This window comes from Paraclostridium sp. MRS3W1, assembly GCF_032465715.1.
Lineage (GTDB): Bacteria > Bacillota > Clostridia > Peptostreptococcales > Peptostreptococcaceae > Paraclostridium > Paraclostridium dentum.
Window position 1 is genome coordinate 1 of the sequence record NZ_JAWDJM010000098.1, and the last position, 13,280, is coordinate 13,280.

At 28.1% G+C, this 13,280-nt stretch carries 15 protein-coding genes; 8 read left to right on the forward strand and 7 right to left on the reverse strand.

Features of this window, described 5'->3' with window-relative positions:
* On the forward strand, positions 1-1,142 hold a 1,142-nt coding region (locus RWY47_RS07390; protein ID WP_316030283.1), incomplete at its 5' end, for a C40 family peptidase.
* 295 nt (positions 1,143-1,437) lie between these two features.
* Here the strand turns inward: RWY47_RS07390 and RWY47_RS07395 are convergent.
* The 3 genes from RWY47_RS07395 to RWY47_RS07405 form a co-directional block, all read right to left on the reverse strand.
* A complete protein-coding gene (locus RWY47_RS07395) occupies positions 1,438-1,962 on the reverse strand; it encodes a GNAT family N-acetyltransferase (protein WP_150842098.1) in 525 nt (174 codons plus the stop codon).
* Between the two features lie 82 nt (positions 1,963-2,044).
* Entirely contained in the window at positions 2,045-2,458 is a 414-nt protein-coding gene (locus RWY47_RS07400; protein WP_150842097.1) for a hypothetical protein, read from the reverse strand.
* Positions 2,455-2,895 (reverse strand): LytTR family DNA-binding domain-containing protein, encoded by a 441-nt coding sequence (locus RWY47_RS07405; RefSeq protein ID WP_025162579.1) that lies wholly within the window; start codon positions 2,893-2,895, stop codon positions 2,455-2,457. The genes RWY47_RS07400 and RWY47_RS07405 overlap by 4 nt, the downstream gene beginning before the upstream one ends.
* 305 nt (positions 2,896-3,200) lie before the next feature.
* On the opposite strand from RWY47_RS07405, the gene RWY47_RS07410 reads away from it, so the two are divergent.
* On the forward strand, positions 3,201-3,737 hold the full coding sequence (locus tag RWY47_RS07410; RefSeq protein WP_025162580.1) for a GNAT family N-acetyltransferase: 537 nt from the start codon (positions 3,201-3,203) through the stop codon (positions 3,735-3,737).
* 118 nt (positions 3,738-3,855) lie between these two features.
* Here the strand turns inward: RWY47_RS07410 and RWY47_RS07415 are convergent, their stop codons facing one another.
* Both RWY47_RS07415 and RWY47_RS07420 read right to left on the reverse strand, forming a co-directional pair.
* Complete coding sequence (locus RWY47_RS07415) at positions 3,856-4,791, reverse strand: 2-keto-3-deoxygluconate permease (protein WP_224170772.1); 936 nt, start codon at positions 4,789-4,791, stop codon at positions 3,856-3,858.
* 79 nt (positions 4,792-4,870) lie between these two features.
* Positions 4,871-5,206, reverse strand: a complete 336-nt coding sequence (locus RWY47_RS07420) for a DUF3784 domain-containing protein (RefSeq protein WP_021428772.1) — start codon at positions 5,204-5,206, stop codon at positions 4,871-4,873.
* 187 nt (positions 5,207-5,393) lie between these two features.
* Here RWY47_RS07420 and RWY47_RS07425 point away from each other — a divergent pair, with 187 nt between their 5' ends.
* Positions 5,394-5,711 (forward strand): hypothetical protein, encoded by a 318-nt coding sequence (locus RWY47_RS07425; protein WP_025162583.1) that lies wholly within the window; start codon positions 5,394-5,396, stop codon positions 5,709-5,711.
* A gap of 521 nt (positions 5,712-6,232) precedes the next feature.
* On the opposite strand, the gene RWY47_RS18160 is transcribed toward RWY47_RS07425, so the two are convergent.
* On the reverse strand, positions 6,233-6,736 hold the full coding sequence (locus tag RWY47_RS18160) for a site-2 protease family protein (protein ID WP_025162906.1): 504 nt from the start codon (positions 6,734-6,736) through the stop codon (positions 6,233-6,235).
* A gap of 287 nt (positions 6,737-7,023) precedes the next feature.
* On the opposite strand from RWY47_RS18160, the gene asrA reads away from it, so the two are divergent.
* The 5 genes from asrA to RWY47_RS07450 all read left to right on the forward strand — a co-directional run bounded on the left by asrA (position 7,024) and on the right by RWY47_RS07450 (position 11,642).
* Complete coding sequence (gene asrA, locus RWY47_RS07430; RefSeq protein ID WP_224170773.1) at positions 7,024-8,055, forward strand: anaerobic sulfite reductase subunit AsrA; 1,032 nt, start codon at positions 7,024-7,026, stop codon at positions 8,053-8,055.
* Positions 8,056-8,850 carry an anaerobic sulfite reductase subunit AsrB gene (gene asrB / locus RWY47_RS07435; RefSeq protein ID WP_025162904.1) on the forward strand — a complete coding sequence of 265 codons (795 nt, stop codon included), beginning with the start codon at positions 8,056-8,058 and terminating at the stop codon, positions 8,848-8,850. It begins immediately after the preceding gene.
* 12 nt (positions 8,851-8,862) lie between these two features.
* Entirely contained in the window at positions 8,863-9,912 is a 1,050-nt protein-coding gene (gene asrC / locus RWY47_RS07440) for a sulfite reductase subunit C (protein ID WP_025162903.1), read from the forward strand.
* 217 nt (positions 9,913-10,129) lie between these two features.
* Positions 10,130-11,380, forward strand: coding sequence for a Glu/Leu/Phe/Val family dehydrogenase (locus RWY47_RS07445; protein ID WP_025162902.1), 1,251 nt, complete (start codon positions 10,130-10,132; stop codon positions 11,378-11,380).
* Positions 11,381-11,402: 22 nt separating this feature from the next.
* A complete protein-coding gene (locus tag RWY47_RS07450; protein ID WP_224170774.1) occupies positions 11,403-11,642 on the forward strand; it encodes a hypothetical protein in 240 nt (79 codons plus the stop codon).
* A gap of 263 nt (positions 11,643-11,905) precedes the next feature.
* Here the strand turns inward: RWY47_RS07450 and RWY47_RS07455 are convergent, their stop codons facing one another.
* A complete protein-coding gene (locus tag RWY47_RS07455) occupies positions 11,906-13,072 on the reverse strand; it encodes a YkvI family membrane protein (RefSeq protein ID WP_051391436.1) in 1,167 nt (388 codons plus the stop codon).
* Between the last annotated feature and the right edge of the window lie 208 nt (positions 13,073-13,280).

The window sequence follows — 13,280 nt, forward strand, 5'->3', positions numbered from 1 at the left end:
GAAGAGTAATTATGTTAAAGAGAAAATTTTTAATACCTATGACTGCTATTATGATAGTATCATCAAGTATGAGCGCTTTTGCAAATGATGATAAAGAAAGTACAAAAAGTGAAGATGAGTATAAAAAGATAATATATAAAACTGCTAAAGTTAATGCTAAAAGAGGGCTTAATATAAGAAATACCCCTAAAGTAAAAGATGCAAATAAATTATATGCAGTTCCAAAAGGTACTGAATTTGAAATATTAGGGCAAGAAAATGATTGGTATAAAGTTGAACTTAAAAATGAAAAGTCAGGATGGATAAATTCAAATTATGTAGATGTAAATAATAAATCATTATATATAAGTGCTGACAATGTAAATTTTAGAGAAGATAAAAACTTAAATTCTAAAGTATTTAAAGTTTTAGATGAGGATACAAAGGTAGAATTTTTAGAAGACAATGGAGACTGGATAAAGGTTAAATACGATGGTAAAGAAGGATATATATATAATAAGTACATAACAGACGAAAAGCCGGTTATAAAAATAAAAGAGGAAGTAGTAAAAGAAATTACAAGTTCAAGTGTAAATGGAAATGGAAATACTACTCAACAAACTAGTAAACCACAAGAGAATGGTAATATTGAACAAAACAATGAAAATAATGAAACTGATGTAATTCAAAATCCATCAGCAAATACTGATAAACCTGAACAAGATATAAACACTGGAGCAGAAAATAGTAAGCCTGAAGAATCACAAAACCCTCCAGTAAGTAACTCTAGTAAACAATCAGCAATAGTTAATTTAGCTTATGCTCAGTTAGGAAAACCATATGTATGGGGAGCTGAAGGACCTAACTCATTTGACTGTTCAGGTCTTATGACTTATATATTTAAAAATGCTGGAAGTATTAACTTACCGAGAACATCTAGTCAACAATCAAACTTTGGAACGACTGTAAGTAAATCTAATTTACAGCCAGGAGATTTAATATTCTCGAGTACTGATGGAAGCGGCGGAGTGAGCCATGTTGGAGTATATGTTGGGAATGGAGAAATGATACATGCACCTAAACCAGGAGATGTTGTAAAGAAAAGTAATATAAATACAAGTTATTGGAATGGGACTTACTTATGGGCAAAGAGAGTTATATAAAAACTAAGTCTAATTATTTATAAAAAAATAACACCTACCTTATTACTATATAAGATAGGTGTTGCTTTTTATATAGCTAAAAGAATCTTTACCTCAGAATTAAAACTTATTCATACATAAATTTAAGAATATAAAGAATACTATAGATAAACCTTAAAATTTTGTTCTATATTGTAACCTCATTAAATTTTAAAAAATTATATAAATATTAAAAAATAGTTAAGGTGTATTTGTAATTAAATACACCTTAGCTATTTTTATTCTGCATTATTCAAATAAAATTTTTTATTATACATTACTTAGATAAATGCTCTGATTTTACTAAATCTAGCGTAATTAAATTATCATCAATACTAATTTCTCTAAACCCAGCACTTTTATGTCCGCTTATGGCACTTTTTCTATCTAAAGGAATCACATTTCTTAAAACCTTCACATTAAAGTCATTGAATGCTGTTTCTGCAAGCTTTAATAATCCTTTTGAACAATATCCTTTGGATCTATGTTTGCTTTCGATAACTATACCTATAAGGTGTAAATCATTTTGAGGATCATAGTAAAAGCATACATCACCTACAAACTCGCCAGTTTTACTATTTACTATATACGCATAGTATCTATCTACTCTTTCAGACACCCACTTAGAATACCACTCACTCCAATATTTTCTAGAAAAATCAATGCAACCTGTTTCTTTATTATAGTTTTCAATTCCAAGATTATAACCTTTATTGTAAGACATAGTATCTTCCTGAGATAAAATTAGTTGTCTGTACTTAAGCTCTTCAAACGATGGAACATGCAAAATCAAATCGTTCATAATATAGAATTCCCCTTTTAATTAATAGTGTTTATAACTAAATGTTTATAAGCCAAAGGATGTAGAATTTTTAAAGTTATAATTATTTTTTTAATAAATTATTTAGTTCTTTAGATGTTTTTGTATTATCCCACTTTGAGTAAAAATAAAAACCAATAATATGACCTATTATCGTAAGTATAAAGATCGCTAATATCCATGGTTTTATAAAGATAAACATATTCTGTGAAAACAACCATACAGCTATAATTCCTACAAGTGTATTTATAACAGATGATATAGCAATTTTATTAAAAGCTTTAAGTGATGAGAAATTCCATAAAGCAGGATACATTACTCCAAATATAATTGCAGAAATAGCACATATACAAACTAAGTTCCAAGTATATTTAACGGATAATGATACATCTCCTAAAAATATAGAAATTAATAATAAGACCCATATAAATGTTAGTGAAAATATTTGAAAAAAAGATGATTTAAACTGTTTAATCATAATAGCCTCTCCTTTATTATTTTTACATAATGTCTATTTACAAAGTGAAATGAGCCATCACTAAGTATTACTTCTAATCTTGCATTTGGAGCAGATGAAAACTCTTTAACTTCATTTAGATTAATAATTGTTTGATTATTGATTTTAACAAAATTCTTATGATTTAGACCTTCTACTTCTTTTAGACGTTTATTTATTAAATAAAGTTCTTTAGATTTCATTTCTACACAACACATAGTGCCTTCTGATTGAAATTTTAATATATCATTTATATTTACTTTGATTTTGCTATCATTTTTAGTATTTATAACTGTTAGTTTTGAAATTTGTCTTATGTAGCTTTCTAAATCATGTCCAAGGTTTACATTTTCAGGACAAACCTTAATCTCTACTTCATCTCTGCTTAAAATTTTATCTATCAAAATATTAATTTTCATTGTTAACTCCTTTCTTGATTTAAATATACTATCAAAAAGTTTAATTATCTACAGATTTGTGTTTTGTTGCAGTTTTTGATAACAGAGTTACATATAATAATAATTTTTATATATATAATAATACATTTTAAATAATGAAATTGGAGTGAAATAAATGAATATAGGATTAAGATAGCGAAGTTATAAATTAAGCTAAATATAAAAATCTAAATTAGAGAGTATGAGAAGTTATTTTGATTATTTATAGAAATATAGGGTAGTAAAGTATACTAATATTATTTTATAAAAGGTTGGGGTGATGGTATATGTATAGTTTATTTAATGAATTTAAAGAAATAGAGTCTGATAAGTACCTTTTGAGAAAGATATCATATTCAGATTCAAGAGATATCTTGGAAATGTACTCAGATGAGGATGTTATGAAGTTTAACTCAGGTCAAAAAATTAGTTATATAGAAGATATTATAAAGCTTATTGATGTTATAGATAAGGGATTTGAAAAAAAGTGGTTTATAAGATGGGGAGTAATTGAAAAAAGTACTAATGAGTATTTAGGAGATCTTGCTCTACACCATTTTGATGAAAATGAAAATAAAGTCCAAATTGGCTATATGTTAAAGAAAGCTCACTGGAACAAAGGAATCATGAGTGAAGCCGCTCCATTATTAATTAACCATGTAAGTGAAAGTACACCTGTTCAAACAATCGAAGCCCATATATATCCTCAAAATACAGCATCTATAAAGCTAGCAGAAAAATTAGGGTTTAAATTTAAAAAACTATCAAGTGATGATAAGGATAAAAACAAAGTTAGAGTTATTTATTCGATGAAAGTAAGGTAAGTCTAAAAGTATATTAAAAAATAAAAAGACATTAAAATTAATTTAATTTTTAAATTTTTAATGTCTTTTCAGTGTATTTAAAAGATATATCAAAGTTATATATATTTAAAACTTTAGACTATAATGCTTTTTTAGAAATTAGTTTTTTTGTTAATACAGGAGTTATAATTGTAGTTATAATCATTACTAATGCAATTTGAGATATTGAAGTTGATACGAAAGATTCATAAGATGTGTTTAGTTGTGCTGCCAATACAGGTGCAGCTAAAGAGGTACCTGCAACAGATGCAGACGCTATAGAGATAAATCCAGTTCTTTTTAATATCTTTTTTTCAAAAATAAACATTGGAAGTGTAATTAATATATAGAATGATAGTGTTAATATAACTCCTGCAAGTCCTGAATTTATAGCATTTAAAATATTTATACTCCCACCAAAGCTTATGCCCAAGAAAGGAAGTAGTAAATTTGTAGCTGACTGGTAGGTAAACCTAATATTTTTATCTAGATTACCAAATATAACTCCTAAAATAAATGGTGATATAGTTCTAAATAAAGATATAAAGTCTATGCTTTGACCATTAACTGAACTAAGTATCATAACAGGTATAGATGGAACAATTATTAAATTTAGTAATCCAAATACAGATGCATCAATCTCATCTCCAAAAGAATCGTTGAGTGCTAGATATAATCCTGGATTGTTGCTTATAAACACTGATGTTATAGATAGTATTGATATACCAAGTATGCTTTGCACTCCAAATACATTTACAAAAAATATACTAATTAAATACACCAAGAATAGTTTGAAAAGAATTAGAGTTCCTCCTATTTTTAGCATAGGCTTTACCTGGGATATTTTAAACTGTGTACCTGATATGAATAACAATATAATTATTAGTGTCATAGTTCCTTGCGTAGTTAGAATTGAGGGGGTTATTCCTCCAACCGTGAATATTATTGGATAAAATGTATTAATTATAGATGTTATAATCATTGGAACTATAAGTAGTCCTCCTGGTATTTTTTTTATAGATTTTAAAATTTCCATATTTCCTCCTAGATTATCTATTAAAGTGATATGGCATTTTAACATAGGAGAAAAATTAAGTCAAATTAAATATGAATTACTATGTATTTTCATATTTAGTCTTATATTTATCAAATATCTTATTACTAAAACTAACATTTTTAGAAAAGTAAATTAACCAAATCAAAAATGCTATCCAAAAGCATAAATTAGATATAATCAAGCAACAAATACCGCCTATTAAAAATATTAGGCCATAGTTAAAAAACGTATTTCTAAAATCTTTGCTTAGCCTTACCTCATCATAACCTTTTCTTTTATCCTTAGAAATTAAATTATATCCACCAATTAAAATACATGCTTTATCTTTAAAAATAAAAAATATAAATGATATTACAAAAAATATTCCTGCCATAGATAAAGAACTATAAAACACTCTAACGCCTCACCTGATTTTATAATAGTATATAAAATGATTATAGCAATTTTAAATAAGAAATAGAGTATTAAATATATTAAGAAATCTTAATATTGTTTTTATACAAAAGTATATATCTTAACAACAAATTTATATGGATTTTAATAAAATATTATTAAATAAAATATAAAGGGGGGATACTAATATGTTATCCAAAGAAACTAGGATAGACTCATTTAAATCAAATATAAGAAATGCGATAAATAGTTTACAAAGTAATGATTTTAGCAAGGCAAAGGAATATATACTTTCAGCTATTATGGAAAACTTTAATGCCGCTGAACCACATAATTTATTTGGAATTTACTATGAATTACAAGGTAATTTAGGATTAGCCAGAAAGCACTATAGGGCATCTATATGTTTAAATCAAACACTAGAGTGTGCAAACCGAAATTTAGAAAGAGTTTGTATGCTTAAGTATGTATGTAGTCAAGAATATATAGATTATGGAGAGCTATAAATAGCATAAAAAATAATCCAGCACAAATGAGAGTAAAAGTACTGGATTAAATATAATGTATAACTAAGTCACATATAAATAAACCTTAGTTATACATATTAACATATTCATTAATTTTATTATTGATTACTAAAATTTGTGAACTTTATAAGTTTAATTAAGCAATACTAATAAGAGCATTAAAAAAGAGTATATATATCTAAATTAATAAATCAATTTAGATATATATACTCTTTTTTAGATAGTTAGACTATAAATTTAAAACTTAAGCAAATGTACATTAAATTATCTATCCTTTTGATAAAGGGTATACACATTGTAAATACTTAACAAAATAGCGAAAACTAATAAAATTAATTGTTTTGCACTCATTTTACCACCTCAATAAAATATATAATTATATATTTTATTTTAAATCTATGTACAAGTAAAGGAAACAAAATGTTACACAAATTTAAAATTAACGACAAAAACATCGTATTTTCCTGTTTTTGGAATCATATTAATTAAAATTAAATGATCTAATGTAGTATTTTCAAGTGTTGTAAGATTTTATACCCATCACTTGAAAACCCGACATAGGGTCTATAAGTGTATTTAATTGGAAAAATTGTAAATAAAAATTGGCTAAAACTAAAAATAAATATTCCATTATAAATTTTCATTAAAAAGTACGATAGATGATAATTATCTAAAATTATAAAAAATCGAAAAGCAATTAATAAAGATATAAGGGGTCCAGCGGCATTCATTAAAATTGATTTTAAATTACTATACATTGGATTCCAATTTACACAACCATACGATATATCAATTAAGGATGAATAACCATTAAAATAAATAGTTAACCTACCAAACCTAAATCTCGTATTTAAACTAGACGTTCCTATGTAAATGCTTACAATATCATCGGTAAGTATTAATGCGGAAATTGCATGACCTAACTCATGAAATAAAACTAAAATTGGCATTGATAAAATATATATGATTGGATAAATTAAAAAATCTAAGCAACTTAAACTCATATTTCCACCCCTTAGATAATTATATTATCAACCATTCAAATACTATTCCGGAAAATATATATTGATAAAAATCTAACTAACTATTAAGAAATTTAATTATATGTATTGAGAATTGCAATTTTTAATGTGCAGAATTTGATGATAGTATATTTATAAACAGAAAGCGCTTTCGAACTTTTAAAATTTTAAATTGAATTATAAAACTATTTACCAGTATAGACGAGAAGTATCCAAAAATTTATGAGACTTTCAATCATAAGTTATTTTAATACTTGGAGGAAATTAGCATGAGCTACAAATTAAAATTACAAGAGGTTAATGATTTATTTAATGAGCTAAAAAAAGAGTACATAATTTATGCTCCAAAGAGATTTGAGAAGCAAGGAAGATACTCAGATACAGATATAATTAAGTATGATGAAATAAATTCTGTTGAAGAAATTGTATTTAAAGAAAAATCAACTTATCCTGCAAAGGAAGTTATTACTCCTATATCACAGACTCTATATTATTTTATAGAAAATAAATTTAGAGAAAGTAATATGAAAAGTCAAAAGAAAATATTAATTTTTGCAAGACCTTGTGATATAAATGCTCAAAAAAGACAAGACAATATATATCTTAAAAATGGAAACTTTGAAGATATATTCTATAAAAGAGTAAGAGATAAAGTTAAGTTTATATGCATGGAGTGTACTGAAGGATGGGATACTTGTTTCTGTGTATCAATGAATAGCAACACAGTAGATGACTATAGTTTAGCAGTAAGATTTAATGATGATAATCTACTGTTTAAAGTTAAAGACGATTCCTTTAGTAAATACTTTGAAGATAAGAAAAAAGATGAATTTGAACTTCAATTTATTAAAGAAAATAAAATAAAAGTAGAAATACCAGAAATAGATAATATAGAAATTTTAAATAAATTAAAAACTCATAAAATGTGGGAAGAGTACAATAAAAGATGTATTCAATGCGGAAGTTGCACCATAGCTTGTAGTACATGTACATGCTTTACGACAACAGATATAGTTCATGACGCAGAAAGTAACATTGGAGAAAGAAAAAGAATTCAAGCATCTTGTCATGTAGATGGATTTGACGAAATGGCAGGAGGTCATGTATTTAGAAAAACAGCTGGAGATAAGATGAGATACAAAGTAATGCATAAAATACATGATTACAAAGCTGAATTTGGAAATGAACATATGTGTGTAGGATGTGGTAGATGTACAGATCGATGTCCAGAGAATATATCTATTACAGCTACTATAAACAAGGTTTCAAAAGCTGTTAAAGAACTAAAGGAGGAGAAGTAAATGGGAGAAAATATTTTAACACCTAAGTCATGTGAGATAATAGACCTATTTAAAGAAACTGATAAAGAATGGACATTTAGAATAGCAAGTGATGTTGTTCCTGAACATGGTCAGTTTTTACAATTATCTCTTCCAAAAGTTGGAGAAGCACCTATATCAGTAAGTGGATTTGATAATGGATATTTAGAATTTACGATAAGAGCAGTAGGAAAAGTAACGGATGAAATATTTAAATTAAGCCCTGGAGATAAAATAGCTCTTAGAGGTGCATATGGTAAAGGATGGCCAGTAGATCAATTTAAAGGAAAGAATTTAATTATAGTAGCTGGAGGGACAGGAGTCGCACCAGTAAGAAGTTTAATAAATAAATTATACAATGAACCTGAATTTGCTAAAAGTGCAAACCTTGTATTTGGATTTAAAAATTCAGACGGTATACTTTTTAAGAATGATTTAGAAAGATGGAGTGAAAAGTTTAATACCATATACACTTTAGACGATGATACAAAGTGTGGATGGGAAAAAGGTCTTGTAACTACTCATCTAGATAAATTACCTTTGGAAAAATTCCAAGATAATTATGAGGTTATAATAGTTGGACCACCGATAATGATGCATTTTACAGCTTTAGAGTTTTTAAAACTAGGAGTTCCTGAAGAAAAAATATGGGTTTCTTTCGAAAGAAAAATGTCTTGTGCAGTAGGTAAATGTGGGCATTGTAGAATAAATGAAACTTATGTATGTCTTGAAGGACCAGTATTTAACTACACAAAGGCTAAAACATTATTAGATTAGGAGGGATTAACTATGAATCATGATATAGATATAAAAAAAGTTAGATTAAATTGTTTTCGTCAATCAAAAGTTCCAGGTGAATTTATGCTTCAAATGCGTGTTCCAGGTGGAACTGTAAATGCTAAATACCTAAATGATATTCAAGAGATTGCTCAAAGATGGGGAAATGGAACATTCCATATGGGGATGAGACAAACATTTAATATTCCAGGAATAAAGTATGAAAGTATTGATGAAGTTAATGAATTTATAAAAGACTATCTAAAAGAAGTTGAAGTTGATGAGTGCAACTGTGATATGGAGATTACGGAAAATGGATATCCTACAATAGGAGCTAGAAATGTAATGGCTTGTATAGGTAATGCTCATTGTATAAAAGGAAATATTAACACAAAAGATATGGCCAATAAAATAGAAAAATTAGTATTCCCTTCTCACTATCATATAAAAGTATCTGTAGCAGGATGTCCAAATGATTGCGCTAAAGGACATTTTCAAGATTTTGGGGTTATAGGTCAAGCTAGAATGGAATATCACCCTGAAAGATGTATAGGGTGTGGAGCTTGTGTTAAAGCTTGTGAGCATCATGCTACGAGGGTTTTAAGCTTAAATAACAAAGGGTTAATAGATAAAGATATATGCTGCTGTGTTGGGTGCGGAGAATGTGTGCTAGCATGTCCTGCAAGTGCATGGACAAGAAAGCCAGAGAAGTTTTATAGAATAGTTATAGGGGGAAGATCAGGTAAACAAACTCCTAGAATGGGTAAAACTTTTATAAATTTTGCAACTGAGGAAGTTGTGTTAGGCATATTTGGAAACTGGCAAAAGTTCTCTGCATGGGCTCTAGATTATAAACCAGAGTATTTACATGGTGGACATTTAATCGATAGAGCTGGATATCATAAGTTTAAAGAGATAATTTTAGATGGTGTAGCGTTAAATCCTGAGGCTTTAGTGGCTGAGAATATATTCTGGGCGGAAACAGAATATAGATCAAACTTTAATGTTAAGCCAATTAAAAAGCACAATATAGTTGAATCTGATAGAGAAATTAGAAGATAAATTTTAGAAAAAGGCATGCTTATGTATGTCTTTTTTGCATTAATAAAAACTTATGAATAATCTATACAATATAGATATATCAAGTATCTTGGGTCTATTTTAACTATAAAAAAATCTAATTGTATTCATTTATAATTGCAATTAGCCAACTATGTAATTAGATGGTAATATATAAATAAATAGAAAACGTTTTCTAATATTTCAAGGGGGTCTTATTATGGAAAGTAAAAATTTTGGATTATTAGAAATTGCAAGAACACAAATTAAAAACGCATGCGATAAGTTAGAATTAGATTCATCTGTTTATGAAGTTTTAAAAAGTCCTATGAGGGTTTTAGAGGTATCATTTCCAGTAACAATGGATGATGGAAGTATAAAATTATTTACAGGTTACAGAGCTCAACATAATAATGCTTGTGGTCCTTTCAAAGGAGGGTTACGATTCCATCCTGCAGTATGCTTAGATGAGGTAAAGGCTTTATCTACTTGGATGACATTTAAATGTAGTGTAGTAGGATTACCTTATGGAGGGGGAAAAGGTGGAATTAATATCGATCCTAGAGATTACTCAAAGTCAGAGTTAGAAAGAATATCAAGGGGGTTTGCTAAATCTATAGCACCTATAGTTGGGGAGTATGAAGATATTCCTGCTCCAGATCTTAATACGAATGGAGAAATTATGGTATGGATGTTAGATGAACATACAAAGGCAACAGGTAAATTTTCACCAGGTGCATACACAGGTAAACCAGTAGAGTTTTATGGATCATTAGCAAGGACAGAGGCTACAGGATTTGGAGTAGCTAATATGGCTATTGAAGCTGCTAAGAAAAAACATATGGACCTAAATAGTGCTACTGTAGGAATACAAGGATTTGGGAATGTAGGAAGTTATACTGCAAAATATATGGATGAAGTTGGAGCAAAAATTATAGCTGTAGAAGATCATACAGGATGTATATATAACAAAGAGGGCATCAATGTAAAAGAACTTATTAAATATAATATGGAAAACAGATGCATTAAAGGATTCCCAGGAGCTATACAAGTATCTCAAAGTGTAATAACAATGGATATAGATATACTTTTCCCTTGTGCGTTAGAAAAGCAAATTACACAAGAAAATGCCAATGAAGTAAAAGCTAAAATTATATGTGAAGGAGGAAACGGACCAACTACTCCTGAAGCAGATAAAATTTTATATGAAAAAGATGTTGTAGTTATACCAGATATACTTGCAAATAGTGGGGGTGTTACAGTTTCTTACTTTGAATGGGTACAAAATTTAGAAAGAGTAATTTGGAGTTTTGACAAAGTTCAATTAAAACAAAAAGAAACAATGATAACAGCATTTGAAGAGATATGGGATATAATGAAAAAATATTCTGTTGATATGAGAACTGCTACTTACATGAAGTCTATAAAAATAATTCAAGAAGTTATGAATCTAAGAGGAATATTAAAATAATTCTATATAAGGGGCTGTATATATGAGTGAATTAAATATTTGGATGGATTTTATAAAAACAGAATGTGATATAGAATTTATGTATCAAGATGATATATACGTTGTAAAAGATATAAATAATCAAAAGCATATAGTAAAAAATGAGTATTTTTTACCGGATGTTTACAGCATTGAAGAAGTTCTAGAAAAAATGAGTATAGATAATAAATGCCTTAAAAATTTTATAGAAGAAAACCATGTAAAAATACTTTCTATATTTTAAAATAAAAATTCGCTTTGTTTGAGCGACTACGTCTGCGAATTACTTCATGTCGCCAACGACTTCGTCCGTTGCTCAAAATGTCATTTTTTACTTTCACCAAAATAATTGGATCACTAGGTTTTAAAAGTTATCCACAAATATTAGTGAAATATAATTTTATTAAGCGTAAAAAAGGACTTAGAATCTAGGTTATTAAGATTCTAAGTCCTTTTATTTATTTTTAGCAATTAGCTATGAACTTGCAAAATAATTTATAATTAACTCTACTCTCCTACAATTACATTTTCTTGTGAATTTTGAGCTTGTTGATTTAATTTGAATTTTTTATTTTTAATATGACCAACAGTAAGTACTGGTATTATTACAACGAAAATACCAATTATACCAGTATATCCGTATCCAATCTTAACTATGTTTGTAAGGCCGAAAAGAGATATAGCCATAGATAGAATCATACAACATAGAGAAAGAACTCCTCTTCTAACTGTTATGTTTGCTGGAACTTTAATAATATTTTCAAATCTTGCAATTGCACCGAATACACATCCTATACCAGTAGATATGAATGCAAGTAAAAGTACAATTGAGTACAATACTATAAGCCATCCTTTGCCTATTTGCTTACAAATATAAAGAATAGGAAGAGTTTCTCCAGAAGTTCCTGGAAGCCATGCAAATAACATCATACAACTAAGTACGATCATTACACTGTTTAATACAAATCCTATTACAGTTGTTAAATTGATTTCCTTATCTGTTTTAAGAGGTTGACAGACACTTACAACTATTGACCATACTATAGCCTGGAATCCAGCATATTGTAGACCTGACCATAAGGCCTCCCAAACTGATGAAGTTGCATATCCAGTTGTTGCTAATTGAGTGAAATTATCAGCGTTTGCAGATATTCCTATATAACATATTAGAGTAAGACAAACGACTATTATGATAGTCATAAATGAAGATGCACTTCTAATTAGGTTAGCACCAAATATTGTTAGTATAAATAATACTAGTCCGGTTACCACTACACCTAGGTTGTAGCTAAGTCCAAATTCAGAAAATAATGCAGCTGCTCCGGCAATAGAACCTCCTGTAGCAAGTAATACTATTATTAAATAACAAATTTCAAATACGATAGGTAATACCTTATCATACGGTTCATAAAGTTTTTTAGCTATTGTTCTGTAGTCATAAGCTTGATGATTTTTAGCCATAATCATTGTTTCCCTATAAACTAAAGCTATAATACCGATAATTAGGATTGGTATCCAGAATGTGTACCATCCATCTTCAACAAAGAAATTCATTGTCTGATTACCTGTAGCAAAGCCCCCACCTACATGAGCGGCAAACCAAACTGAAGCAACACCCAAAATTCCCTTAAAGTTAGGTTTAGAATTTAATGGATCTAAGTTATTGCTTTTCATCTTAAACATCTCCTTTGGTATAATTGTATTCACGTTTGTTGTTATTATAACAACAAACGTTTGTGTGAATTTTTTAGAATTGTATATTTGAAAGTTCTTGAAATCAAATAAGCAGGATAAATGAATAGGTTGAGAAATATATGAATGCAAGAATTCCTGCAATATAAGTATTTGATAAAGTTTTCCGATTTCCTTCTACAAAAAATTT

What these genes read in the sequence shown, in the direction of transcription:
- RWY47_RS07445 (WP_025162902.1), top strand. Translation starts at nt 10,130, where the DNA reads ATGGAAAGTAAAAATTTTGGATTATTAGAAATTGCAAGAACACAAATT.
- asrA (WP_224170773.1), top strand. Translation starts at nt 7,024, where the DNA reads ATGAGCTACAAATTAAAATTACAAGAGGTTAATGATTTATTTAATGAG.
- RWY47_RS07400 (WP_150842097.1), bottom strand. Translation starts at nt 2,458, where the DNA reads ATGATTAAACAGTTTAAATCATCTTTTTTTCAAATATTTTCACTAACA.
- asrB (WP_025162904.1), top strand. Translation starts at nt 8,056, where the DNA reads ATGGGAGAAAATATTTTAACACCTAAGTCATGTGAGATAATAGACCTA.
- RWY47_RS07455 (WP_051391436.1), bottom strand. Translation starts at nt 13,072, where the DNA reads ATGAAAAGCAATAACTTAGATCCATTAAATTCTAAACCTAACTTTAAG.
- asrC (WP_025162903.1), top strand. Translation starts at nt 8,863, where the DNA reads ATGAATCATGATATAGATATAAAAAAAGTTAGATTAAATTGTTTTCGT.
- RWY47_RS07395 (WP_150842098.1), bottom strand. Translation starts at nt 1,962, where the DNA reads ATGAACGATTTGATTTTGCATGTTCCATCGTTTGAAGAGCTTAAGTAC.
- RWY47_RS07410 (WP_025162580.1), top strand. Translation starts at nt 3,201, where the DNA reads ATGTATAGTTTATTTAATGAATTTAAAGAAATAGAGTCTGATAAGTAC.
- RWY47_RS07415 (WP_224170772.1), bottom strand. Translation starts at nt 4,791, where the DNA reads ATGGAAATTTTAAAATCTATAAAAAAAATACCAGGAGGACTACTTATA.
- RWY47_RS07405 (WP_025162579.1), bottom strand. Translation starts at nt 2,895, where the DNA reads ATGAAAATTAATATTTTGATAGATAAAATTTTAAGCAGAGATGAAGTA.
- RWY47_RS07450 (WP_224170774.1), top strand. Translation starts at nt 11,403, where the DNA reads ATGAGTGAATTAAATATTTGGATGGATTTTATAAAAACAGAATGTGAT.
- RWY47_RS07425 (WP_025162583.1), top strand. Translation starts at nt 5,394, where the DNA reads ATGTTATCCAAAGAAACTAGGATAGACTCATTTAAATCAAATATAAGA.
- RWY47_RS18160 (WP_025162906.1), bottom strand. Translation starts at nt 6,736, where the DNA reads ATGAGTTTAAGTTGCTTAGATTTTTTAATTTATCCAATCATATATATT.